Source organism: Burkholderia cepacia GG4, from assembly GCF_000292915.1.
Classification (GTDB): Bacteria; Pseudomonadota; Gammaproteobacteria; order Burkholderiales; family Burkholderiaceae; genus Burkholderia; species Burkholderia cepacia_D.
The window spans coordinates 15,344-33,086 of record NC_018514.1 but is presented as its reverse complement, the minus strand read 5'-3'; the positions used below and the strand labels follow the sequence as shown (position 1 = coordinate 33,086).

Annotated in this window: 12 protein-coding genes; 7 read left to right on the top strand and 5 right to left on the bottom strand. The window is 67.8% G+C overall.

What is annotated here, in order from left to right:
- Positions 1 to 268: 268 nt before the first annotated feature.
- A complete protein-coding gene (locus GEM_RS15955; RefSeq protein ID WP_014898386.1) occupies positions 269 to 1,687 on the bottom strand; it encodes an MFS transporter in 1,419 nt (472 codons plus the stop codon).
- Between the two features lie 406 nt (positions 1,688 to 2,093).
- Between GEM_RS15955 and GEM_RS15950 the strand changes: the two genes are divergently transcribed.
- Positions 2,094 to 4,532: a DUF3772 domain-containing protein gene (locus tag GEM_RS15950; RefSeq protein ID WP_014898385.1), complete on the top strand. Its 2,439-nt coding sequence runs from the start codon at positions 2,094 to 2,096 to the stop codon at positions 4,530 to 4,532.
- A 150-nt stretch (positions 4,533 to 4,682) separates the two neighbouring features.
- On the opposite strand, the gene GEM_RS15945 is transcribed toward GEM_RS15950, so the two are convergent.
- Entirely contained in the window at positions 4,683 to 6,194 is a 1,512-nt protein-coding gene (locus GEM_RS15945; protein WP_014898384.1) for an aldehyde dehydrogenase family protein, read from the bottom strand.
- Between the two features lie 631 nt (positions 6,195 to 6,825).
- Between GEM_RS15945 and GEM_RS15940 the strand changes: the two genes are divergently transcribed.
- From GEM_RS15940 to GEM_RS15930, 3 genes are all read left to right on the top strand, one after another.
- On the top strand, positions 6,826 to 8,406 hold the full coding sequence (locus GEM_RS15940; RefSeq protein ID WP_014898383.1) for an amino acid permease: 1,581 nt from the start codon (positions 6,826 to 6,828) through the stop codon (positions 8,404 to 8,406).
- A 135-nt stretch (positions 8,407 to 8,541) separates the two neighbouring features.
- Positions 8,542 to 9,810, top strand: a complete 1,269-nt coding sequence (locus tag GEM_RS15935) for an NAD(P)/FAD-dependent oxidoreductase (RefSeq protein WP_014898382.1) — start codon at positions 8,542 to 8,544, stop codon at positions 9,808 to 9,810.
- Between the two features lie 118 nt (positions 9,811 to 9,928).
- The gene (locus GEM_RS15930) at positions 9,929 to 10,603 is read left to right on the top strand and encodes a TetR family transcriptional regulator (RefSeq protein WP_041490708.1); all 675 of its coding nucleotides are present in this window, start codon (positions 9,929 to 9,931) and stop codon (positions 10,601 to 10,603) included.
- 188 nt (positions 10,604 to 10,791) lie between these two features.
- Here GEM_RS15930 and GEM_RS15925 read toward each other — a convergent pair whose 3' ends face one another.
- Together GEM_RS15925 and GEM_RS15920 are read right to left on the bottom strand one after the other, a co-directional pair.
- Complete coding sequence (locus GEM_RS15925; protein ID WP_014898380.1) at positions 10,792 to 12,585, bottom strand: phospholipase D-like domain-containing protein; 1,794 nt, start codon at positions 12,583 to 12,585, stop codon at positions 10,792 to 10,794.
- A 104-nt stretch (positions 12,586 to 12,689) separates the two neighbouring features.
- A complete protein-coding gene (locus GEM_RS15920; RefSeq protein ID WP_014898379.1) occupies positions 12,690 to 13,448 on the bottom strand; it encodes a DeoR/GlpR family DNA-binding transcription regulator in 759 nt (252 codons plus the stop codon).
- A 205-nt stretch (positions 13,449 to 13,653) separates the two neighbouring features.
- Here GEM_RS15920 and GEM_RS15915 point away from each other — a divergent pair, with 205 nt between their 5' ends.
- The 3 genes from GEM_RS15915 (at position 13,654) to nadE (ending at position 15,944) form a co-directional block, all read left to right on the top strand.
- Positions 13,654 to 13,839 (top strand): hypothetical protein, encoded by a 186-nt coding sequence (locus tag GEM_RS15915; RefSeq protein ID WP_014898378.1) that lies wholly within the window; start codon positions 13,654 to 13,656, stop codon positions 13,837 to 13,839.
- Between the two features lie 169 nt (positions 13,840 to 14,008).
- Complete coding sequence (locus GEM_RS15910) at positions 14,009 to 14,878, top strand: DMT family transporter (RefSeq protein ID WP_014898377.1); 870 nt, start codon at positions 14,009 to 14,011, stop codon at positions 14,876 to 14,878.
- 217 nt (positions 14,879 to 15,095) lie between these two features.
- On the top strand, positions 15,096 to 15,944 hold the full coding sequence (nadE, locus tag GEM_RS15905; RefSeq protein ID WP_014898376.1) for an ammonia-dependent NAD(+) synthetase: 849 nt from the start codon (positions 15,096 to 15,098) through the stop codon (positions 15,942 to 15,944).
- Positions 15,945 to 16,019: 75 nt separating this feature from the next.
- Here the strand turns inward: nadE and GEM_RS15900 are convergent, their stop codons facing one another.
- Positions 16,020 to 17,696, bottom strand: a complete 1,677-nt coding sequence (locus tag GEM_RS15900) for a S10 family peptidase (RefSeq protein WP_014898375.1) — start codon at positions 17,694 to 17,696, stop codon at positions 16,020 to 16,022.
- Positions 17,697 to 17,743 lie beyond the last annotated feature (47 nt).

Below are 17,743 nucleotides of genomic sequence, written 5' to 3'. Positions count from 1 at the left end.
CGGTGGAGCCGTTCGCGGATGCAACGCGTTCGGTCCGATGGCGGCTAATGAGTCGTCAGGTCTTTCATTCTACCCGTGCGAACCAGAACCGGCAGGGCCGAACCCCCGGTTTTGCCGCCGTTTTGCGCTTCGTCACGCTCTGTTGCAACTCGTTGCCGCTTGCGGGGTCGTCGCATGGCAGGGCTGCTCCACTGACCGCGATCAGCCGTGCGAAACGGCGGGAATACGCCCGCGTGCCGCACCCGACACGCGAGCACGCAACCCACTCCTACTTCGAAATCGCCTCGAGCGCGATACCTTTGGTACGCGGCCCCATGAACCCGATTGCCGCCATCACGACCACCATCGCGCCGGCGATGAAGGCGAACACGCCGAACGTGCCGAAGCCCTTCAGCACGGCCGCGATCACGAACGACGAGAAGATCGCCGAGAAGCGGCTCCACGAATAGACGAAGCCCACCGCGCGCGCACGGATCGACGTCGGGAACAGCTCGGCCTGATACGCGTGGAAGCTGTACGACATGATGTTGCTCGCGAGCGTGAGGCCGATGCCGAGTACGATCAGGAAGGCGCCCACCGTCGTCTGGCTGAACAGCATCCCGCAGACGACGATCGCCGCCGCCATCGCGACGATCACCGACTTGCGCTCGAAGCGATCGGCGATCACGAGACCGATCAGCGGGCCGAGCGGTGCCGCGAGCGCGATCACGCTCGAATACATGAGGCTCGACGTGATCGTGATGCCCTGCTTGATCAGCAGCGTCGGCACCCAGTTCGCGAAGCCGTAGAAGCCGACCGTCTGGAACACGTTGAAGATCGTCATCATGATCGTGCGGCTGCGATACGGCGGCACCCACATGTCGCGGAAGCTGCCGCGCGGCGGCACCGGCTCGGCCGGCGCGGGCGCCGGCAGCGGCCGGCCGTATTCGGCTTCGACCTTCGCCTCGAGCGCGCGCATGATGCGGTCGGCTTCGTCGACGCGCCCCTGCTGCGCGAGCCAGCGCGGGCTCTCCGGCAGTGCGCGACGAATCCACCACACGAACAGCGCGCCGTGCGCGCCGATCAGCACGACCCAGCGCCAGCCGTCGAGACCGAACGGCGCGTGCGGCACGAGCAGGTACGCGAGGAACGCGACCACCGGCACCGCGACGAACCCGACCGCCTGTTCGCACGCGAACGCGCGGCCGCGGATCTGCTTCGGCACGAGTTCGGAGATATACGTGCCGATCGTCACCATCTCGACGCCGAGCCCGAGGCCGACGACGAAGCGCCAGAAGTTCAGCCCCGCCGCGGTGTCCTGGAACGCCATCACGACGTTGGCGGCCGTGTACCACAGCAGCGACCACGTGAAGATCGCGCGGCGGCCGAAGCGGTCCGCGAGGAAGCCGCATGCGATCGTGCCGATGAAGAGCCCGGAGAACAGCGCGGCGATGAAGCTCGCGACACCCGTGGTGCCGAACAGGCCATGCGTCGTCGCGGAGAGGATCCCGCTTTTCACGAGGCCCGGCGCGACGTAGCCGCTGTACAGCAGATCGTAGAGTTCGAAGAAGAAGCCGAGGCTCAGCAGCACGACGAGCTTCCAGACGCTGCGGGTCGGCGGCAGCCGGTCGAGGCGGGCCGAAATCGAGCCGGCGTCGATGGAAGGGGACAAGGCGGCTGCCGGTGGAATGCTGTCCGTTGAGACCATCTTGGTCGAGTCTCCTGTTCGTGTCGTGTGTTGTTGTCCGGCGGTCAGCGGGCCGCCGTCGGGCGGATCGCTGCATTGTACCGGCACGCCGGGCGGGTCGCGCCCCGTTTCGAACCGGTTCGGACACCCCATTTTCGCGCCGGATATTGTGTAACTTGCGTAACCGTCTGTCGGTTTTGTAAGACTCGCGGAATGGGCGGTACGGCGCCGGCCGCGATCGGCGCCGGCCCGTCGGAACAGGCGCACGGGCCGGTTCCACACCACGCAAGCCCGCCGGATTGCGGCAGGCCATGCACGCAATCGGCGCAACCGCGATTCCCGCGCCCCGGTAACATGCTACCGGGCCAACTCCCGGCTTCCGGACGCCTTTCGGCCTCCGGCATCGTCGGAAAAACGTAAGCATTCCATGTTCATACAACGACTATCCACGTGCGCACGCCGGATCGTGCTGTTCGCGCTGCTGCAGTTCGCGGCGATCGCGACCGTGTCCGCGTTTCCGGTGGCAGCGTCCGCGCCGACCGCGAGCGGCGTCCCCGTGCCGACCATTTCGCTGAACGACGCAATTGCGCAGCTCAAGCAGATGCAGGTTCAGCAGGACCGCATCAAGCAGCAGACGTCGAACGCCAGCAACAGCAAGGAGCTCGACGGGCTCGACGACGCGACGCAGGAACTGAGCGCCGATGTCGAGAAGCTGCACGGCGAACTCGCGCCGCAGCGCACCCAGATCCAGGCGCAACTCGACGTGCTCGGCCCGCCGCCGGCCCCGGGCGCGTCGCCCGAAACGCCCGCGGTCGCGCAGCAGCGGGCGACGCTGAACGCACGCAAGGCGCAAATCGAAGCGGCGCTGAAGCAGACGGCCGACCAGAAGGCCAACCTCGCGAACCTGAACGACCAGTTCGCGAAGCTGCATCGCAGCCTGCTGAGGAACCAGCTCGCGTTCCGGTCGGGCAGTATCGTCGGCGCGCAGTTCTGGCTGCCGCTGTTCCACCTGGCGCCGGACGATGTCCAGCGGCTCCAGGATTTCAACGACGAACTGCACGACATGCTGCGCTCGTCGTGGACGCCCGGACAGCGCACGCTCACCACGCTGCTGCTGATCGCCGCACTCGCCGTGTGGCTCGGCGGCCGCCGCGTCGTCGAACGCGGGCTCGCGTGGATCTGCCTGAACCGCCTGCCGCCCACCCGGCTGCGCCGCAGCGCGCTGGCGCTGTCGACGGCACTCTCGACGCTGCTGGCGACCGCCGTCGCCGTCCAGGTGCTCTATCTCGCGCTGGCGCGCCACTACGAGCTCACGCCGTCGATGACCGATCTGTGGGACCAGTTCGCGAAGCTCGCCGTGACCTGCGCGCTGATCGCCGGGCTCGGTCGCGCGCTGCTCTGCACGAAGCAGCCGTCGTGGCGGCTGCCGGCGCTCGCCGATCCCGTCGCGCTCGCGATGAAGCCGTTCCCCGGCGTGCTGGCCGCGCTGCTGCTGATGTCCGGCACGCTCGAGTCGATCAACCGGATCGTCGATACCAGCCTGTCCGTCACGCTGTTCGGCCGCGGCATCGTATCGCTCGTCGTCACGCTGACCGTCGGCGCGTCGCTGTTGCGCGCGAACCGCGTACGCAGCGCGCTCGCGGCGTCCGGCGAAGCGCCCGAGGACCGTTCGACGCTCGCGGGGCTGATCCACGCCGGCGTCACGCTGGCGATCGTCACGTCGCTGGTTGCGCTGCTGATCGGCTACATCACGGTCGCACGTTTCATCACGTACGAACTCGTGTGGTTCGAGATCGTGCTGTGCAGCGTCTACATCCTGACGCAACTGACGCGCGACGCGAGCGAAAGCCTGTTCTCCGCGAGCCTGTCGAGCGGCAAGCAGATCAAGAACCTGTTCGCGCTCGACGACCGCCACCTCGACCAGGCGCACACCGTCGTGTCGGGGCTTGGCACGAGCCTGCTGATGCTGGTTGCGGCCATCGCGCTGCTGACCGGCGGCTTCGGCACGACCCCGAGCGACCTGCTCGACAGCGCGGTCGCGATGATCGGCGGCCAGCGGCTGCAGAGCCTGAACATCATGCCGGACCGGATCATGAACGCCGTGATCGGGTTCGCGATCGGCTTCTACCTGCTGCGCTCGGTGCGCCGCTGGCTCGACAACGAGTTCATGCCGGCGCTCGGCATGGATGCAGGGATGCGCGTGTCGCTGGTCACGCTGTTCACCAACGTCGGCTACGTGCTGCTCGTGCTGATGACGCTGGGGCTGCTCGGCGTCAGATGGAACAACCTCGCGTGGATCGTCAGCGCGCTGTCGGTCGGTATCGGTTTCGGCTTGCAGGAGATCGTGAAGAACTTCGTGTCGGGGCTGATCCTGCTGACCGAGCGCCCGGTGAAGGTCGGCGACATGATCAGCATCTCGGGCGTCGAAGGCGACATCCGCCGCATCAACGTGCGCGCAACCGAAATCCAGCTCAGCGACCGCTCGACCGTGATCGTGCCGAACTCGCAACTGATCTCGCAGAACCTGCGCAACGTGACGATGGGCAACAGCACGCAGGGCGTCGCGACGCTGATGCTGACGTTCCCGCTGAACACCGATCCCGAGCAGGTGCGCGACCTGCTGCTCGACGCGTACCGCGAACATCCGGCGATTCTCGACAAGCCGGCGCCGTCGGTCACGTTCAGCCAGCTCACGCCGGACGGCATTACGCTGAGCGTGACGGGCTATGTGGCGAGCCCGCGGATCGCAAGCTCGACGAAGAGCGATCTGCTGTTCGAGATCCTGAAGCAGTTGCGCGCGGCGCAGATCACACTCTCGTCGCCTCAGATGCTGGTCGTGCAGAACATGCCGGCCGTGGATGCATGACAGCGGCATGAGCCGAGCGTGAGCAAGCAGGCGCGCTCCGCTCGATGATCCGGCGCACGCGCCGCCCAAAGCGACAAGGGCCGGTTACCGCTTTCGCGGCAACCGGCCCTTTTCATTCGGATGGATGGCGCCCGCCCGGGGCGCCCCGCATCACACGTCGAACTTCACGCCCTGCGCCAACGGCAGCTGACGGCTGTAGTTGATCGTGTTGGTCGCGCGGCGCATATACGCCTTCCACGCATCCGAACCCGACTCGCGCCCGCCGCCCGTTTCCTTCTCGCCGCCGAACGCGCCGCCGATCTCCGCACCGCTCGTGCCGATGTTCACGTTGACGATCCCGCAATCGCTGCCCGCCGCCGACATGAACTGCTCGGCCTCGCGCATGTCGTTCGTGAAGATCGCCGACGACAGGCCTTGCGGCACCGCGTTGTGCAGTTCGATCGCGTCGTCGAAGTTGTCGTAGACCATCACGTACAGGATCGGTGCGAACGTCTCGCGCTCGACCACGGCCGATTGCTTCGGCATCCGCACGATGGCCGGACGCACGTAGTACGCATCCGCGTGACCGACGTCGACGCGCTCGCCGCCCTTCACCTCGCCGCCCTGCTCGCGTGCATCGCCCAGCGCCTTCTGCATCGCATCGAACGACGCGCGATCGACCAGCGGGCCGACCAGCGTGCCTTCTTCAAGCGGGTTGCCGACCTTCACCGACGTGTAGGCCTTCTCGATGCGCGGCAGCAACTGCTCGACCAGGCTGCGATGCACGATCAGGCGGCGCAGCGTCGTGCAGCGCTGGCCGGCCGTGCCGACTGCCGCGAACGTGACCGCACGCACGACGAGATCGAGATCCGCGCTCGGCGCGACGATCATCCCGTTGTTGCCGCCGAGTTCGAGGATGCCGCGTGCGAGACGCTGGCTCAGCACCTTCGCAACTTCCTGGCCCATCCGCACGCTGCCCGTCGCACTGACGACCGGCACCTTCTTCGACGCCGTCAGCACCTCGCCGACATCGCGCATGCCGAGCACCAGCTGGCTCAGCTCCGCCGGCGCGACGCCCGGATGCGTCTTGTCGAACTCGCGGATCGCCTTCTGGAGCAGCACGTGGCACGCGATCGCCGTGAGCGGCGTCTTCTCGGACGGCTTCCACACGACCGAATCGCCGCACACGAACGCCAGCGCCGCGTTCCACGCCCACACCGCAACCGGGAAGTTGAACGCCGAGATCACGCCGCACACGCCGATCGGGTGCCACGTTTCCATCATCCGGTGGCCCGGGCGCTCGGACGCGATCGTCAGGCCGTAAAGCTGGCGCGACAGGCCGACCGCGAAATCGCAGATGTCGATCATTTCCTGCACTTCGCCGAGGCCTTCCGACGTGATCTTGCCGGCCTCGAGCGTGACGAGGCGGCCAAGCTCGGCCTTGTGCTCGCGCAGGACGTTGCCGAACACGCGCACGAGTTCGCCGCGCACCGGCGCCGGCACCGTGCGCCACTTGAGGAATGCGTCGTGCGCAGCGTCGATCTTGCGTTCCGCGTCGGCCGGCGTGTCAACAGCCAGCGTCGCGAGCGTCGCGCCGTCGAGCGGCGAACGCGCGGTCAGCGCATTGCCTTTCCACTGGGCGAGATCGATGTCGAGCGCAGCAAGAATGTCGTTGAATTGCATCACTTCCTCTTCAGGGACAGATTGATCGGTGCGGCGGCAACGCCGCCCGCGTGATTCGATTGGAGCGCGTTCGCGCGCCCGGTGCAAGCGGATGCGCGGCTCGGCAGGCCCGGTGCGCCGCACGGCGCATCGCAGCGCGTCGCCACCGGAAACCCGGCCGGACGGCGCGCCCCCGGCTCGCGAGGCACGATCCATGAGACACATTGTCGGTGTCCACAAGTCGGCCCGCTATTGATATTAACTCACGACTTCATTCCCAAAACGCAACACCCGGGCAGGATGAATCCGCGGGCTTCGGCACGCGTATCGGACATGTCCGAGGCCGGCGGCCGGGCCGCCCGGCCGATTCCGGCGTGCCGCGACTTGATGACAAACCTGCATCACCCTGTGCGGAAATATCGTTTGCCGCGCCTGCGGCGGGCACCCACAATCGGGGCGGCGTCGAGGTGCACCGCACCCGGCGCGCCGACGGCCGCCCACGGCGGCCGGACGACAGACGAAGGCGACACGCGTCGCGGCCCGGGCGATCCGGATCATGCCCGCGAAGCAGCGCCGCTGCCCGGCCGGCGGCCGGCGACGCGTCGCACTTCATAGCCAAAAACAATCCCGGAGACAGCGCCCAGCACCCGCCATGCATTCAGATGCCCGCCCCGATTCGCCCCGTCCGTCCGGCTCGCCGCCCGCGCAGCCGTCCCTCCACCGCAGCCTGCAGGCGCGCCATCTGCGGATGATCGCGATCGGCGGCTCGATCGGCACGGGCCTGTTCGTCGCGTCCGGCGCGTCGATCTCGCAGGCCGGCCCCGGCGGCGCGATGCTCGCGTACATGATGATCGGGCTGATGGTCTATTTCCTGATGACGAGCCTCGGCGAAATGGCCGCGTTCATGCCGGTGTCGGGCTCGTTCGCGACCTACGGCTCGAAATTCGTCGACGAAGGCTTCGGCTTCGCGCTCGGCTGGAACTACTGGTACAGCTGGGCCGTGACGCTCGCGGTCGAACTCGTCGCCGCGCAGCTCGTGATGAACTACTGGTTCCCGCACGTGCCCGGCGTCTGGTGGAGTGCGATCTTCCTCACGCTGATCTTCGCGCTCAACGCACTGTCGGTGCGCGGCTTCGGTGAAGCCGAATACTGGTTCGCGCTGATCAAGGTGCTGACCGTGCTCGCGTTCGTCGGCATCGGCCTGCTGATGATCTTCGGGATCATGCAGGGCGGCCCGAGCGCCGGCTGGGGCAACTTCACGATCGGCGACGCGCCGTTCGCGGGCGGCTGGGCGACCATGCTCGGCGTCGCGATGATCGCGGGCTTCTCGTTCCAGGGCACCGAAATGATCGGCGTCGCGGCCGGCGAATCGGAGAACCCGCGCACGACGATCCCGCGCGCGGTCAGCCAGATCTTCTGGCGCATCCTGCTGTTCTACGTGTTCGCGATCTTCGTGATCGGCGTGCTGATTCCGTACACCGACCCGGGCCTGCTCAAGAGCGACGTGACCGACATCGGCGTCAGCCCGTTTACGCTCGTATTCCGCCACGCGGGCCTCGCGTTCGCGGCCGGCGTGATGAACGCGGTGATCCTGACGGCCGTGCTGTCGGCCGGCAACTCCGGCATGTACGCGTCGACGCGGATGCTCTACAACCTCGCGGTCGAAGGCCGCGCGCCGAAGCTGTTCGCGAAGCTGTCGCCGGGCGGCGTGCCGCGCAACGCGCTGTACGCGACCACCGCCATCGGCGCGCTCTGTTTCCTCACGTCGCTGTACGGCGACAAGACGGTCTACCTGTGGCTGCTGAACACGTCGGGGATGGCCGGCTTCATCACGTGGCTCGGGATCGCGGTCAGCCATTACCGGTTCCGCAAGGGTTTCCTGAAGCAGGGCTACCGGCTCGACCAGTTGCCGTACCGATCGAAGTGGTTCCCGTTCGGCCCGCTGTTCGCGTTCGCATTGTGCGCGATCGTCGCGCTCGGCCAGGACTACCAGGCGTTCCTCGCCGACAAGATCGACTGGGCGAGCATCACCGCGACCTACATCGGCCTGCCGTTCTTCCTCGTGATCTGGCTCGGCTACGCGCTGGTGCGCAAATGCCGTCTCGTGCGCTACGAGGACATGGAGATCGCGCCATGGATCGAGCGCAACGCAACGCCCGACGCAACGGAAAAGGCCGACGCCGGCTATCCGGCCTACGTCGCCAGCTCCGTGAACCCGACGCCGGGCGCCTGAAACCCGGCCAAGCGCCGGCCGTCGCCACGCCGCGGCGGCCGGCGCGCTGAAAACCCCATTCGACGCGGCGCGCGCGTTCAGGCAAGATCGACGCGCGCCGTCCGTTTTTCCGCCGTTACGAGTCACCGAAAACGCATGCAGAACTTCTACGAAGCCACCGTTACCCGCCAGCCCTACCCGCAACTGACCGGCACGATCGACACCCAGGTCTGCATCGTCGGCGGCGGACTCGCCGGCCTGTGCACGGCGCTCGGTCTCGTCGAGCGCGGCGTGCAGGATGTCGTCGTGCTCGACGGCGAACGGGTCGGCTTCGGCGCATCGGGCCGCAACGGCGGCTTCGTGTTCGGCGGCTACAGCCTCGATAACGCGGACCTGCTGCGCACGCTCGGCCGCGACGAAGGGCGCCGCCTGTACCGGCTCACCGTCGATGCGGTCGACCTGATCCGTGCGCGGATTGCACGCTACGGGATCGACTGCGACATCGTCGACCAGGGCGTGATGCTCGCGAACTGGTTCGACGATCCGTCGCGACTCGACAGCGTGCGCACGCTGATGAAGCAGGAATTCAACGTCGACTGGGAACCCGTCGCGACGGATGCGCTGCGCGCGCGGCTGAAGACGCAGCGCTATCACGGCGGCCTGTTCGAGCCGAACGCATTCCACTTCCATCCGCTCAAGTACGTGCTCGGCGTCGCGGCGGCCGCCTCGCGCGGCGGTGCGCGCGTGTACGAACGCTCGGCCGCGCTCGGCATCGCGCGCGAAGGCGCCGGCTACGTCGTGCGCACGGCGCAGGGCACGGTGCGTGCGAAGGACGTCGTGTTCGCGTGCGGCGGCTATGCGCGCGGCGTGTCGCCGCGCATCGAGCGCGCGGTGCTGCCGATCGCGACCTACGTGATCGCGACCGAGCCGCTCGGCGCGCGCCTGCCGGACGCGATCGACACGCCGTACGCGATCTACGACACGCGTTTCGCGTTCGACTACTACCGTCCGCTGAAGGACACGCGGATCCTGTGGGGCGGCCGCATCTCGGTGCTCGACCGCGGCCCCGACGCGATCGTGCGCCTGCTGCGGCGCGACCTGCTGCGCGTGTATCCGCAGCTCGACGGCGTGAAGGTCGAGTACGCATGGGGCGGGCTGATGAGCTACGCGCGGCACAAGATGCCGCAGATCGGTCGCGATGCCGACGGCGTGTGGCACGCGATCGCATTCGGCGGCCACGGGATGGCGCCGACCACCGTCGCCGGCGAAGCGCTCGCCGCCGCGCTGGCCGGCGAGCAGCCCGTGCCGGAAGGCTTCGCCGCGTTCGGGCTCACGCGCACGTTCGGGCTCGCGGGCCTCGCCGCCGCGCAGCTCACGTACACCGCCTACCAGGCCCGCGACGCACTCGCGTCGTGCCGGCGCTGAACACCGGCGGCATCGGCCGAAACCGCACTGCCGATTAGAGCGGAAGGTCGGCAGGGCGGGGATTTCCCACATGCTAGAATGGTTTCTTCATGCCGCCGCGAACCCACAACAAAGTCACATGAAAGCTGGAAGCAAGGCCGCCACGTCCGAAAGCCGCGCGCTTGCGACCGATGCGCGGCGCAAATACGATCCCGAGCAAACCAAGCGCAACATCCTCGACGTCGCCACGCAGGAATTTTCCGCGATGGGCCTCGCCGGTGCGCGCGTCGACGCGATCGCCGAGCGCACGAACACGACGAAGCGAATGCTCTACTACTACTTCGACAGCAAGGAAGGCCTGTACGAGGCCGTGCTGGAAAAGGTGTACGGCGACATCCGCGCGCTCGAGCAGGAACTGCACGTCGGCGACATGGAGCCGCGCGAAGGCATGCGCCGGCTCGTCGAATTCACGTTCGACTATCACGACAAGCATCGCGACTTCGTCCGCCTCGTGTCGATCGAGAACATCCACGGCGCGAAGTATCTCGAACAGCTGAAGTCGTTCAAGAACCGCAACGTCAGCATCATCAAGACGCTCGAGGAACTGCTCGAGCGCGGCGCGGCGAGCGGCGCATTCCGCAAGGACATCGACGCGTTCGACCTGCACCTGCTGATCAGCTCGTTCTGCTTCCACCGGGTGTCGAACCGCTATACGTTCGGCGCCGCGTTCGGTCGCGATCCGTCGGCGCCGCGGCTGCGCGCGCGGCATCGCGAGACGATCGCCGACTCCGTGCTGCGTTACGTCGCCGCATAGGCACACCGCGCGCTTTCCCGCCCGCAGGCCGTCCAGCGAGCAACGCTCTCGCCGGGCGGCACCGCTCCCGAACGACACCACGACGCGCGCAACCGGCATGAGCCGGCCGCACGTCGTGCGCCCTGCCGCGTCGCACGCGTGCGCGTGCGGCGCCCGTCAGTCCGTCAGTCCGTCAGTCCGTCAGTCCGTCAGTCCGTCGGCGCGGTCGACGCCAGCGCGATCCGCGCCTTCTCTTCCGGGCTTCCCGCCACGTAATACTTTTTCGCCCAGCTCGAATCGGGCGCGAGTGCAAGCTGTCGAGGCGAGCCGGCGCCGTGCTGCTTCGTTTCGATCGACAGCGCCCGCGCGCGATAGTGTTCGTAGAGCCGCAGGAATTCCGCGAGATAGATCGCAGCGATCCGCGCGTCGCGGATCTCGAGCAGGTTCTCGTCGTTGTACTGCTCGGAGTTGCGGCTCATGTTCGCCGAGCCCGTATAGACGATCGGGTTCGCGCCTTCCGCATCGATCACGATGAACTTGTGGTGGATCACGACCGGCGGATAGGCCGGCGCCGGTTCGCCCGGAAACAGGCGCAATTCCGGTTCGAAGCCCTGCGGCACCGTCGCCGGCGAAAAATACGCGGCATCGATCACGTCGCGACGGTCGCGCTGGCGATGGTAAAGCTCGAGGTTCGCGAGCGTCGCCGCATCGAGCGGCTGGCCGTCGTGCTGCGCGGCATCGGCCTTCGTCGCGCTGCCGACGTTGATGCGATTCACGAGACCGAACATCATCAGGCCGCGATCGCCGGCTGCAAAGCACGCATCGCGTAGCGCCGCATCGGTCGGCATGAACAGGCAGAACGACACCGAATGCTTCGCGGCCGCGATCGCGGCGACGATCGTATCGATCTCGGTGCGCTGTCCCGCCGGTTCCGGCGAAAACGCGACGCGCACCTGCGCGCGACCGACCGTCATCGGCGCCGACCAGCCTGGCGACAGCCGCGCCGTCTCCGCGATCGGCGGGTTCGCGGCCAGCGCATGTGCGCGCTCGTTGTACAGCGCGGCGAGCGCGGGCGAATCGAACGCATGCAGCACGTTGGCCTGCTCCGTCAGCCCCTCGGTCGTGAAGTTCGCGGAACCGGTCAGCACGCGCGCGGGCGCCGCCGCAGTGGCCGCATTCGCCGACGCATCCGTCACGATGAACTTGTCGTGCATGATGTGCGTACGGTCGCGCGGCGCGAGCGTCGCGAGGCCCTGCAGCGCGTCGACGGCCGGCTGGTTCGGCGACGGCAGCGGCGGCTTGCCCTTGCGCACCGTCGCATGCGCATCGTAGACGATCGCGAGCGACGTTTCGCCGTGCTGGCGGCCGAACGCTTCGAACGCGGGCAGCGCCCACAGCGAGTCCGTCAGGTGATAGACGGCCGACACCGCGCGCGACGCAGGGTCGAGCATCTCCGCGAACACCTGCTCCATGTCGTTCGCGAGCCAGGTGCGCAGCTTCAGCGCCTGCGCGTCGCTCGGCGCAGCCCCCGGCGCGAGGCCCAGCGCCGCGACCTGCTTCGCGAATGCCTGCGAGCTGACCACCGCGCGGTTGAACCACGTGCCGATGCCGTCCACGATGTGCGCGGGCAACACGACATCGCACACGCCGGCCTCCGTATCGAGCACCTGCAGGTGCTCCGGCGTGCCGACGACCGGATAGACGTCATAGCGGAACGACGCATCGCGATCCTGCGGATCGATGCGCGCATCCCACCACATGAATTTCTGGATCGGCGCCTGGTCGGTCGGCGCGTCACCCTGCGTATCGGCGGCCGGGCCGTCGAACGTCAGCCGGTTCGGCAGCCAGCTGTCCGGCGCCCGCGTCTTGCCGTCGGCCGACCAGAATCCCGGCGTGCGCCGGATCGCGAAGCCGAGGAAGTCGCTACGCGACGCCGCATCGGGCCAGTCGAAGGCCAGCAGCACCAGGGTCGGGGAAAGATAGCTGCGCACGCTGACGGTCATTCGTTGCTCCTGGCGTTCCGGCCGGTCAAGATGAATGGGTCAGTCTTGACGGCGGTTCTTCCCGGACGATGACCGTTCGATGAACCTTGTATGTCGAACCCGCGTCAGTCGCACACGAGCAGCTCGATGCCGCGTGCGGTCAGCGCGCGGCGCACCGACTTGTCGGGCATGCGTTCGGTGACCAGGTAGCGCGCGGCCGACGTGCCGTTGATCCGCACCGGCGTCACGCGGCCGAACTTCGAATGGTCGGCGACGATGATTGCCGTGCCGGCCGCCGCGATCATCCGGCTGCGCACTTCGGCGGCGAGCCGCGAGTAGTCGGTGCAGTCGCCGTCGGCCGTGATCCCGCCCGCGCCGACGAACGCGAAATCGACATGGTATTGCGCGAGCTGCTGGATCGTATCGAGCCCGAACGTCGCGTCCTCGTCGTCGGACAGTTCGCCGCCGAGCAGCGTCACGCGGTTGCCGTTGCGCCGCGCGAGCACGAACGCGGTGCGCCAGTCGTTCGTGTAGATCGACAGCCGGTGCCGGTCGGCCAGCGCGAGCGCGACCGCGTGCGGCGTGCTGCCCGAGTCGATCAGCACCGATGCATCGTCAGGCACGAATTCGGCCGCGCGCCGCCCGATCGTGCGCTTCGCTTCGGCATTCGCCGCTTCACGTTCGGACAGGCTCGGCTCGCGACGGTCCGCCGCCAGCGCGCCGCCGTGCGTCATCACGAGCAATCCGCGCGCCGCGAGCGCATTCAGGTCGCGCCGCACCGTCTCGCGCGACACGTCGAGCGAGCGCACGAGTTCGGCGACCGACAGCGCGCCCGATCGTCCGAGCTCCGACAGGATGTATTGATGACGTTGTTCCGCCAGCATCGCAATGCGCCCGAGGCGACTGGTAATGGGTAAGCCGACCATTGTATTACGGCCGTTTGACCGACATTTGACGATGGCGCGTCCCCCGGGGACCACGTTTCACGAAAGCGAAATTCTGTATTGCCCGATGCGCGCGAATCGGCACGGCAAGCGATTGCTACACTCTGCGTTTCGCCGAACGACAGACCATCAAGGGGCTCGCGCAATGTATCGCAAAGGCAGTGTGATCGAAATTCAGTTTTCGCCGGAACGGCTCAACGACGGGGCCGGCGATCCGTACTGGATCGACCTGACGCTCGACGAGGCCCGCCGGCTGTACGAACAGCTCGCCGCGCGCTTCGCGACCGATGCGCGTGCGAACCAGCCGCTCGACACGTTCTCGCTCGACTGATCTCCGCTCCCTTCCGCGCGCCGCCACCTCCACCGGCGCCCGGCGCAGCCGCGGCAACGCGTGCCGCATGCGGCGCGAGCATGTGCAGGATTCGACAAGACGGCGGCACCGCTTCGCCTGATACTGGCCGACTTTCCGATTCGTCCGGCCGTGTCGCGGCCCGCCACGCATGTTTACCTCGCTCGTCGCTGCGGCTTTCGTCGCGCTGTGGTCCACCGGCTTCATCGTCGCACGGGCGATCAAGCCCTACGCCGATCCGAACCTGTTCCTGCTCGCGCGTTTCGCGGGCACGGCCGTGCTGTTCGGCGCGGTGGCACTCGTCGCGCGTGCGCCGTGGCCGGCCCGCCGCGAATGGCCGCGCCACCTGATCGCCGGCGCGCTGCTGCAGGGCGTCTATCTCGGCGCCAGCTACTGGGCCGTCGCGCAAGGGCTGAACGCGGGCGTGATGGCACTGCTCGGCGCGCTGCAGCCGCTGGCCACCGCCGTGCTCGCGGTTCCGCTGTTCAACGAGCGCCTGCCCGCGCGCGGCTGGCTCGGGATGGCGCTCGGGCTCGCCGGTGTCGCGCTCGTGCTCGCGCCGAAGGTCGCGGGCGGCGTCGCGCCGCCGCCGGGCGCCGCGCCGGCGTGGTTCGTCGTGGCCGTCTCGATTCTGTCGGTCGGCTCGATCACCGCGGGCTCGCTGTACCAGAAGGGTAAGCTCGCGCAGAACGACCTGCGCACCGCCGTCGCCGTGCAGAACCTCGGCGCGGCGATCGTCGCGGCCATCTTCATCGTGCTGCTGCACGAAACCCGCTGGATCGGCGCGCCGGCGCTGTGGATTTCGCTCGTATGGGGCGTCGTGTTCCTGTCCGGCGGCGCGGTCACGATGCTGATGTGGATGCTGCGGCGTGGCAACGCGGCCCGCGCGACGTCGTTGCTGTTCCTCGCGCCGCCGCTCGCCGCACTGCAGGGTTACCTGCTGTTCGGCGAAACGCTCGCGACCGTCCAGCTCGCCGGCTTCGCGCTCGCGCTGGTCGGTGTCGTGCTCGCGCGGCGCTGACGCCGGGCGCGGGGCGAGCGCCGGCCGACGTGCCGGTCGATGCATCGGAATGAAGCATCCGCAGGCACGCCGCGGTGCGCCGGGCCGCACGCTGCACCATGACGATGCAGCGCGTCTCGCCGATGCAACGTGCGGCCGCCGGATCGCACGCCCGGCGCGGCGTCGCGCCGCGATTGCGCTTATGATGGGCGCCTTGCATTTCGTTCCGGAACCCCCCATGACATCCGCCGATTACGCCAGCCGCCAACGCGCGATCATCGCCGAACTGAACGTCGCCCCGCAATTCGACGCCGACGCCGAGATCGCCCGCCGTGTCGAGTTCCTCGCACAGTACCTTCGATCGACCGGCCTGCGGACCTACGTGCTCGGCATCAGCGGCGGCGTCGATTCGTCGACGGCCGGGCGGCTCGCCCAGTTGTCGGTCGAACGGCTGCGCGCCGACGGCTATGACGCGCGCTTCATCGCGATGCGCTTGCCGAACGGCGTGCAGAACGACGAAGCCGACGCGCAGCGCGCGCTCGCGTTCGTGCGCGCGGACGAGGAACTGACGGTCGACGTGAAGCCGCCCGCCGACGCGATGCTCGCGTCGCTGGTCGCCTCCGGCCACGCATTCGACACCCCGGCCCAGCAGGACTTCGTGCACGGCAACATCAAGGCGCGCGAGCGCATGATCGCGCAGTACGCGGTGGCCGGTGCGCGACGCGGCATCGTGATCGGCACCGACCACGCGGCCGAATCGCTGATGGGTTTCTTCACGAAGTTCGGCGACGGCGGCGCGGACATTCTGCCGCTCGCCGGCCTGAACAAGCGCCGCGTGCGTGCGGTGGCCCGCGCGCTGGGCGGCGAGGAATCGATCGTGATGAAGGTGCCGACGGCCGACCTCGAGGAACTGCGTCCGCTGCGCCCCGACGAGCACGCGTACGGCGTCACCTACGACGAGATCGACGATTTCCTCGAAGGCAAGACCGTCGCCGACAACGTGTACGAAACGGTGCTGCGCTTCTTCGAAGGTTCGCGCCACAAGCGCGCGCTGCCGTACACGATGTTCGACTGGCCGGCCGCATAAGCCGGCTTCGTCGGCCGCGACACCGCGCCGCGCGAACCCTGGCGGTTGCGCGCGGCACCATCACGGCGGGCAGCGCTACGCGTGCCCGCCGGTCTTCGTCGCCTGCAATGCGCGAATCCGCATCCGCGCGCCCGTATCGCTGACCGTCGCGTCGTACATCGTCGCGAGATCGCGCTTGAGCGCGGTGCGCGAACCGCCGTCGAGATACACCATGTGCCCCGACGGATAGAAGCGAGCGGACAGGTTCTGCCGCACCTTCTGATCCTCCAGCGGCATCTGCTGCAGGTCGATCACGGTCTGGTAGAACGGCGTGACGAAATCGTAGAAGCCGTTCGCCGACAGCACCTTCAGGTCGACGTTCAGCGCCATCACCGCGGCGAGATCGCCGGCCGTATAGAGGATCACGTTGCCCTGCGCGTCGATGCCCTGCTGCGCGCCGGTCGGGTCGATGTGGCTGAAATCCCAGTTCTGGAACGCCTGGTCGTTCAGGTCGGTGAACGCGGAGTTCGACGTGAACTTCAGCTGCTCGTTCAGGTAGCTGTTCCACATCGCCGTATAGACGCCCGTCACGGCCGTCATCGTTGGATCGTTGCCGCCCGAGTTCGGGTCGATCTTGCCGGCGATGCCCGACGAGATCCCCGTCACGCGGCCGTCGTACGAACCGAGCGCTTGCCCTTGCGGATGCAGCAGCGTCGTCAGGAACAGCGAGTTGCCACGCGCGTCGTAGCCCGCGATGTCGAGGCTCCACGACTGCAGCGTCGCCGTGTCGATGCCGGTGTACTGCGACAGTTTCTGCACGGCGGCCGGGTCCGCATGCGGCACCGTGCGCAGCGCGTTCAGGTAGTCGGTACGCGCGAACTGCGCGACTTCCTCGACGAACGCGCCGAGATCGGTCGGCGCCGGCGTGACGCCAAGTTTCTTGTGATACCACGCGTCGGCCGCCGCGGTCGGCAGCGCGCCGACCGGGTTGCCGGCCTGCCGGTAGTCGAGGATCGACGACTGCAGCGTGACGCCGTTCAGGTCGACGCCGTCCTCGTGCAGCTTGTACGCGAGCACGCAGCTGCGCGCGGTGCCGTACGACTCGCCGAACAGGTATTTCGGCGAATTCCAGCGGTTGTTCTTCGTCAGGTAGCGCTTGATGAACTGCTTCAGTGAATTCGCGTCCTGATCGACGCCCCAGAAATTGCGGTTCCGGTTCGGCGCAACGGCCGCCGAATAGCCGGTGCCGACCGGGTTGATGAACACCAGGTCGCTGTGGTCGATCATGCTGTCCGGGTTGTCCTCGAGCTGATACGGCGCGGGTGGCGTGAACCCCGGCATCGACGTCTTGATGCGCTTCGGCGCGAACGAGCCGAGCAGCACGAATACCGACGACGACCCGGGCCCGCCGTTGTAGAAGAACGTGACGGGCCGCGTTTCCTCCTTCGCGCCGTCGGCCGTGAACGCGACATAGAAGATCTTCGCGGCAGGCTGCGAGCTGCTCGGGTCGACCGTCACGAGATGGCCGACCGTCGCCGTGTACGCGATGCGCTTGCCGTCGATCAGGATCGTGTGATGCGTGATCGCGGCTGCCTCGGTCGTGTCGGTCACCGAGTCGTCGGGGCCGTTGCCGTATGCGACCGGATCGAAGAACGGCTGGTCGCGGCCGTGGCTCAGTGCGACCGGATTGACGGTCGGCGGCACGCCATGTGAATTGTGGTCGCCGTGATGCAGCGGATACACGCCGCCGGAGGATGCGGAATCGATGCCCATCGTGCTGCTCCTGGAGGTGAAAAAAGACGCGGGCAGGACCCCCGCGT

Excerpts from the sequence above, each read along its gene's own strand:
- GEM_RS15955 (WP_014898386.1), bottom strand. The coding sequence starts at position 1,687 with ATGGTCTCAACGGACAGCATTCCACCGGCAGCCGCCTTGTCCCCTTCC.
- GEM_RS15950 (WP_014898385.1), top strand. The coding sequence starts at position 2,094 with ATGTTCATACAACGACTATCCACGTGCGCACGCCGGATCGTGCTGTTC.
- GEM_RS15945 (WP_014898384.1), bottom strand. The coding sequence starts at position 6,194 with ATGCAATTCAACGACATTCTTGCTGCGCTCGACATCGATCTCGCCCAG.
- GEM_RS15940 (WP_014898383.1), top strand. The coding sequence starts at position 6,826 with ATGCATTCAGATGCCCGCCCCGATTCGCCCCGTCCGTCCGGCTCGCCG.
- GEM_RS15935 (WP_014898382.1), top strand. The coding sequence starts at position 8,542 with ATGCAGAACTTCTACGAAGCCACCGTTACCCGCCAGCCCTACCCGCAA.
- GEM_RS15930 (WP_041490708.1), top strand. The coding sequence starts at position 9,929 with ATGAAAGCTGGAAGCAAGGCCGCCACGTCCGAAAGCCGCGCGCTTGCG.
- GEM_RS15925 (WP_014898380.1), bottom strand. The coding sequence starts at position 12,585 with ATGACCGTCAGCGTGCGCAGCTATCTTTCCCCGACCCTGGTGCTGCTG.
- GEM_RS15920 (WP_014898379.1), bottom strand. The coding sequence starts at position 13,448 with ATGCTGGCGGAACAACGTCATCAATACATCCTGTCGGAGCTCGGACGA.
- GEM_RS15915 (WP_014898378.1), top strand. The coding sequence starts at position 13,654 with ATGTATCGCAAAGGCAGTGTGATCGAAATTCAGTTTTCGCCGGAACGG.
- GEM_RS15910 (WP_014898377.1), top strand. The coding sequence starts at position 14,009 with ATGTTTACCTCGCTCGTCGCTGCGGCTTTCGTCGCGCTGTGGTCCACC.
- nadE (WP_014898376.1), top strand. The coding sequence starts at position 15,096 with ATGACATCCGCCGATTACGCCAGCCGCCAACGCGCGATCATCGCCGAA.
- GEM_RS15900 (WP_014898375.1), bottom strand. The coding sequence starts at position 17,696 with ATGGGCATCGATTCCGCATCCTCCGGCGGCGTGTATCCGCTGCATCAC.